General features: G+C 44.9%; 8 protein-coding genes. 2 read left to right on the top strand and 6 right to left on the bottom strand.

Annotated features, from left to right (window positions below; genetic code table 11):
* Positions 1-255, top strand: a 255-nt coding sequence (locus EDC63_RS18295; RefSeq protein ID WP_223272303.1) for a hypothetical protein, incomplete at its 5' end; no start/stop codon positions are given.
* Between the two features lie 49 nt (positions 256-304).
* Here the strand turns inward: EDC63_RS18295 and EDC63_RS18300 are convergent.
* From EDC63_RS18300 to EDC63_RS19105, 4 genes are all read right to left on the bottom strand, one after another.
* Complete coding sequence (locus tag EDC63_RS18300; protein WP_124946272.1) at positions 305-709, bottom strand: hypothetical protein; 405 nt, start codon at positions 707-709, stop codon at positions 305-307.
* 9 nt (positions 710-718) lie between these two features.
* Positions 719-973 carry a hypothetical protein gene (locus EDC63_RS18305; RefSeq protein WP_124946274.1) on the bottom strand — a complete coding sequence of 85 codons (255 nt, stop codon included), beginning with the start codon at positions 971-973 and terminating at the stop codon, positions 719-721.
* Positions 974-1,392: 419 nt separating this feature from the next.
* Entirely contained in the window at positions 1,393-1,677 is a 285-nt protein-coding gene (locus EDC63_RS18940) for a hypothetical protein (RefSeq protein WP_124946276.1), read from the bottom strand.
* 110 nt (positions 1,678-1,787) lie between these two features.
* Positions 1,788-2,264: an RHS repeat-associated core domain-containing protein gene (locus EDC63_RS19105; protein ID WP_132920987.1), complete on the bottom strand. Its 477-nt coding sequence runs from the start codon at positions 2,262-2,264 to the stop codon at positions 1,788-1,790.
* A gap of 8 nt (positions 2,265-2,272) precedes the next feature.
* On the opposite strand from EDC63_RS19105, the gene EDC63_RS18645 reads away from it, so the two are divergent.
* The gene (locus tag EDC63_RS18645) at positions 2,273-2,452 is read left to right on the top strand and encodes a hypothetical protein (protein ID WP_124946279.1); all 180 of its coding nucleotides are present in this window, start codon (positions 2,273-2,275) and stop codon (positions 2,450-2,452) included.
* 57 nt (positions 2,453-2,509) lie between these two features.
* Here the strand turns inward: EDC63_RS18645 and EDC63_RS18320 are convergent, their stop codons facing one another.
* Together EDC63_RS18320 and EDC63_RS18325 are read right to left on the bottom strand one after the other, a co-directional pair.
* Entirely contained in the window at positions 2,510-2,887 is a 378-nt protein-coding gene (locus tag EDC63_RS18320; RefSeq protein WP_124946281.1) for a hypothetical protein, read from the bottom strand.
* A partial coding sequence (locus EDC63_RS18325) for an RHS repeat-associated core domain-containing protein (RefSeq protein ID WP_132920988.1) occupies positions 2,884-3,507 on the bottom strand: 624 nt, incomplete at its 5' end. The genes EDC63_RS18325 and EDC63_RS18320, both read right to left, overlap by 4 nt.

Consider the following 3,507-nt stretch of genomic DNA (forward strand, 5'->3'; position numbering starts at 1 on the left):
CATGGCCGCACGCGGGGTGTTGAGATGATCCACTTCATAATAGAAGATCTTGCGGCTGGGCTGGTGTTCGATCTGGGCGATCGGGGTATCATCCCTCCACACATAGGTGCGGATCGGGGTGCCGGTGCCGGTGCCGCTGGTTTCGGCAATCAGGTGACCTTGCAGGTCATAATGGTAGACGGTGGTCTGTGCTCCTTGGGGCGCATTTACACAATAAAGATAGCGCCCTACGCAGGCTGCTCCATTAAGTCATAAGTGTACGACTCAGAAGTGTCGATTAATAATGGGGAGATTCAGTGCAACATCAATTTAGTTCCAGCCAACCCGTCTGAACAATCCAAATTTCAAAATCATCAAGAAAGCGAGCACCATCGAAGTCATCCATTTTGTATTTTGAGACAATTTCAGGAACCTCTTTTGATAATCGCTCAACGACAATTCGCTTTCGCTTGTTCGGGGTTGCACCTTTCATCTCTAAAAGATCAAGCATGATATCTATGTACAATTTCCTGTCTGTTTTCGATAAACGCACCCGCCGCTTTAACTTCAATTTAGGATCTTGGCACATCATTATGACTGTAACCCCAATTAGACCTGTGCCGTAAACTTTTTCCTGGAAGTAAGACCGATAGCCACTGTCGGATAGCGCATCTAAAACTTGACCGACACCTGACTCCGAATCGAAGTCCCCCAAAATATTTAATCTCATGTGCATTCTCTATTTAATCATTTTATTGCCTGGTGGCAGGTGGCCTGTTTGCGACAAATAATTTTTTATTTTCATGGCTTCTATAGAAAGCGCATCTTTCAACGGCCCCCCGAATTCCTTAGAATAATTTACGCCGAACTCACCAATATTATCTAAATAACTTTGGGAATAGCGTGTAGTGGGATTCACTGTTGTTCCAAACTTCCATACATCACCCTTTTCACACCATTTGAGAGCAGTAGCTCCTTTACTACCCCATGTCATAACAGGATAAAAACCACTTTAAACTCCACAACCCTGTCTACTAAGGTCCGAAAAGCAGCTACAAGGAGTCACTTACTCAGGTTTGCAGGAGGGATTGGCTTTTTATTTACTGAAAAATAGAAAAAGAGATAATTCGGCACTATAACGATAGCCCCTTATGCGAGGAAACAAAAAACAAAGTTACCGTTTTTTGCTTTTCCTCTTCAAAAAAAAGAACGCGCACACGCCAAACAACAAACTTGTAATGCCAATATACAAATTATTATTGGCAAGAAGTTCATATCGTTCGCGATAGAGCGATGGTGCCACAGATAGTGAACCATACGCGAAAGTGAAGTAAAAACATACTATAGCCACAAGCACCGATAGTACTAATAATGTCCAGCGGAAAATCGATTTCTCCCAAAACTTAATACTCATTATATTTTTCCTGATACCCAATTTTTGGGGTGTCCTAATCTAGGATCAATCCGGCATTTGTTCAGAACATCATCCGCGAACGTCTGACAGTTGTTGCCTGCCGCAAACTTGCCTAAAGCTCTTCCTAAACGAATAGCATAATTGACGCACTGTTCATCTACAGGAAATGGTATTGGTATCTGCTTGGCATTCGATTCCTTTGACTGTCCAGTATGGTCATTTGTTTGCACAGGAATACCTGGCAGACTACTTTCACCATTCTGAGCGGGAATTTCGCCAGTCATAGGACCCATACCACTTTCTAGAGTATCAGTCTTTAGCCAGTGATGATCTACAAGTAGACCTGCTACTCCACCTGGACCAAGATCAGCAGGGCGCGCCCATCTAGTTACTTCTAGCCCGAACGGATCAATATCCGAAAGCGGATTCCCCCCACATAGGTATAAGTATTAACGCCCCCCGCCAACCCAATCGGATCACTGGTTGTATACCTGCCCGTCCCAGGATCATAGTTCCTGAAGTAATTATAGTGCAACCCCGTTTCCTGATCGTAATACTGTCCCGGGAAGCGCAGATTCACCGCCACCTTGATACCATCTCCATCCGGGTCTTCACTGGCAGCAGTAGTGCCAAAGGCATCAGACTCCCAGCGCCAGACCACCTTGCCTGCTTCATCCATGGCCGCACGCGGGGTGTTGAGATGATCCACTTCATAATAGAAGATCTTGCGGCTGGGCTGGTGTTCGATCTGGGCGATCGGGGTATCATCCCGCCACACATAGGTGCGGATCGGGGTGCCGGAACCGCTGGTTTCAGCAATCAGGTGACCTTGCAGGTCATAGTGGTAGACAGTGGTCTGTGCCCCTTTCATTCAATGTCATGGGTACATTTTACAAAACAACATGGAGAAAATATTTCCACGAACAACTTGCAGCCTTCGTTAAAGCTCCCAAACTCATCTTCGGGGTTATGGTACGCAAGCTGATTCATGTCGCCTTCGGTGTGCTTAAATCAGGAAAATATTTCGATCCAACTTTGCATGGGGGTTGGCTTGGATAACAGTATCTACACTGGCTACACATAAAAAGTGGCGAACATTACATCAGATTATGTCGGTCAATGTGAAAGTTCTGGAACCATAATCAAACATTGAATATTGGCTAACGGTTCGCGAAAAAAGTAATCAACTTTTGCCATTCTCGGAACCCAATTTTTTACCGCTTTATATTTTAGCTCGTAGAGATAACCATACACCCCATTAGGACGCATGACGTAAAAATAGAAATCAGTCTTATTGTCAAAACAACCATAGACCGAAAGCACTTCCCCTCTGTTAATATTTGCTGACACCTTTCTGTCCTCAAACGGGATATTCAAATGATCCTGATACAGTGGTGCATCTAATGAAAGCTCTATATCGTACCCTGCCACAGATAGCCAAAATAGCATCAACAACAGGACACCAATGATAATAATGAACAGTGCTCGTTTCATTTTGGCGGCTTGTACCAATTTATAGCCCTCACTGAACCACTATTGAGTAATTCTTGCTGGAAGGAACCAGGCAAGATGGATGTGGAAAATTGAATCCCCGCATTAATCAAACATGTTTGAGCAGATGACGTGCAATTGTTAGTCACTTTGTTGTACGAGCTATTACTACTTTTCGCCGCAGCCATACATTTGTCGTACTTTGCATCTTGCTTAGAATTTAATTCGACAACAACGCCAAGCCCAACTCGCTTATTGTTTTCAGTCTGACGTGCAATGTATGCGTCGGCAGTGGGATAGGTTTTATCCCATCCTTCCGGTCCGAAAGAGTTGTTTTCACCATTTCCACCACGAGAGGAAACATGACCAGCGAGAGAATCTAGATGAGGCAATGGAGACCAGAAAACCACTTCCCTGTCTAATCCATCTGGATCCACGTAGCTGAGAGGATCATTGTCGACATAGGTGTACGTTGAGAAACTTCCCCCCGCCAACCCAATCGGATCACTGGTAGTATAGCGCCCCGTTCCCGGATCATAGTTCCTGAAGTAATTATAGTGCAACCCCGTTTCCTGATCGTAATACTGTCCCGGGAAGCGCAGGTTCACCGCCACCTTGATGCC

It is taken from the genome of Sulfurirhabdus autotrophica, from assembly GCF_004346685.1.
GTDB classification, from domain to species: domain Bacteria; phylum Pseudomonadota; class Gammaproteobacteria; order Burkholderiales; family SMCO01; genus Sulfurirhabdus; species Sulfurirhabdus autotrophica.

Coding starts and splice junctions, on each gene's coding strand:
- EDC63_RS19105 (WP_132920987.1), bottom strand. CDS start 2,264: ATGAAAGGGGCACAGACCACTGTCTACCACTATGACCTGCAAGGTCAC.
- EDC63_RS18645 (WP_124946279.1), top strand. CDS start 2,273: ATGGGTACATTTTACAAAACAACATGGAGAAAATATTTCCACGAACAA.
- EDC63_RS18305 (WP_124946274.1), bottom strand. CDS start 973: ATGACATGGGGTAGTAAAGGAGCTACTGCTCTCAAATGGTGTGAAAAG.
- EDC63_RS18300 (WP_124946272.1), bottom strand. CDS start 709: ATGAGATTAAATATTTTGGGGGACTTCGATTCGGAGTCAGGTGTCGGT.
- EDC63_RS18940 (WP_124946276.1), bottom strand. CDS start 1,677: ATGACTGGCGAAATTCCCGCTCAGAATGGTGAAAGTAGTCTGCCAGGT.
- EDC63_RS18320 (WP_124946281.1), bottom strand. CDS start 2,887: ATGAAACGAGCACTGTTCATTATTATCATTGGTGTCCTGTTGTTGATG.